Raw genomic sequence first — 1,604 nt, 5'->3', positions numbered from 1 at the left:
GGAGGCCCTCGAGGCCGTCGGCGTCAAGGTCGGCAAGACGCCGTCCGAGACCGCCGAGCTGATGCGCGAGGTGCTCCGCTCGCTCTGAGCGCCGCCTCTCCACGCGTACGACGAGGGCCCCGGGTGTTGTCTTCCCGGGGCCCTCGTTGCTCGTCGCCGCCGGCTCAGCTGCCGCAGCGCTGGTCCGGGTGGAGCAGCATCATGCTGATCACCCGACGGTCCCGGCCGAGCTCGAACCGGTACGGCGGCGCGTCGAACCACACCTCGTCCCCGGCGCCGTCCGGGTAGGCCGCACGCACCTCCGCGAGCGTCGAGCCGAGGTGGACGTGCTCCGGGGTCTCCAGGTCGCCGTGGGCGGACAGCACCGCCACGCCGAGGCCCGGCTGGAGGTGACCCACCACGCCGGCGGACTCGAAGTCCTCGCACACCCCGTTGTCCCCGGTGATCCGGACGCCGGGAAGCGCGAGAAGCTCGGCGCGGGACATCCCGAGCGTGAACCGACCGACGCCACTCGGCCCGAACGGCGGCTCCGACGGGTGGTCCTCCACCAGGGTCGACATCGCGTCCACGACCCCGGCGATCGCCTGGGCGTCGCGGCGGCGCTGGTCGGCGGCCTGCTGGTCGGGGTCGGCGCCCGCGCCGCCCTCGTTGTAGGTCACCGAGGTCAGCACGGCCGCGCCGACCCGGACGACGGTCCAGGTCGTCAGGCCCGGGGCCGGGTAGTCGTAGAGCAGGTACTGGGTGGAGGCGGCGCCGGCGAAGTCGCCGAGGTCGCTGTCGACCACCGTGACCCGCCGGGACTCCTCGGCGCCCTCGGACGTGACCTCCTCGGGACAGGCGCGAAAGAGGTCGAGCACCTGCTCCGCGTACAACTGGGCGCTCGCGACGTCGGTGAACGTCACCAGCTGGCGGTCGCGGCCGTCCTCGGGATTGGTCCACGCCGCCCGCAGCCGGTCGGTGTGGTCGGGCAGCGGCACGCGCTCACCACACGCCTCGGGGACGATCGGGCGCATCGTGCGGTTCGGACCGCGGCGCCCCTCGCCCGGCTCGGCCTCCGAGTCCTCGGGCAGACCACTCAGCAGCGGAAAGTCCGCTGGGATGACCTCACCCAGCGCCGAGGCACTGCCCGGCACCGGTGGCGGCTCGTCGGCCGCGGTCGAGGTGGTGGTGGAGGGCTCCGGTGGCACGCTGGTGGGCGTCGTCTGGCTCGGCGTCGGCTCGGCGTCGGTCGCGGTCGGTCGGGCGTCACCGCACCCGGTGAGCAGGAGCGACACGACGGCGAGGGCCCCGGGCAGCTTTGCCATACCCCTGTGACGCCGTCCGCCCGGCCGAGGTTGCTTCGGCGGGCCTCCGGTGGTCGAGCGAAGGAACCGGTGGTCGAGCTTGTCGAGACCCCCGCAACGTGGGCAGGGCGGTGATCGCAGAGCTCGTCGTGGATGGTCGGGCTGCCGGGATCTCGACGAGCTCGATCCACGGTGCCGGGGCATGAAGATGGCCCCGTCGGCCGTGGCCGGCGGGGTCGAGTCAGTCGATATGTCGGGTGTAGGTGCGGCCGTGGGGGCTGGTCCACACGAGCAGCCGGTGCCCGACGCGCTGCAGGGTCC

General features: G+C 73.6%; 1 protein-coding gene. It reads right to left on the bottom strand.

Features of this window, described 5'->3' with window-relative positions:
* Nucleotides 1-164: 164 nt before the first annotated feature.
* On the bottom strand, nucleotides 165-1,304 hold the full coding sequence (locus Q0L15_RS22735; protein ID WP_296607135.1) for a hypothetical protein: 1,140 nt from the start codon (nucleotides 1,302-1,304) through the stop codon (nucleotides 165-167).
* Between the last annotated feature and the right edge of the window lie 300 nt (nucleotides 1,305-1,604).

The organism is Nocardioides sp. (assembly GCF_024509035.1).
GTDB lineage: Bacteria > Actinomycetota > Actinomycetes > Propionibacteriales > Nocardioidaceae > Nocardioides.
The sequence above is the reverse complement of the archived record's forward strand: the minus strand, read 5'-3'. Positions and strand labels throughout refer to the sequence as shown.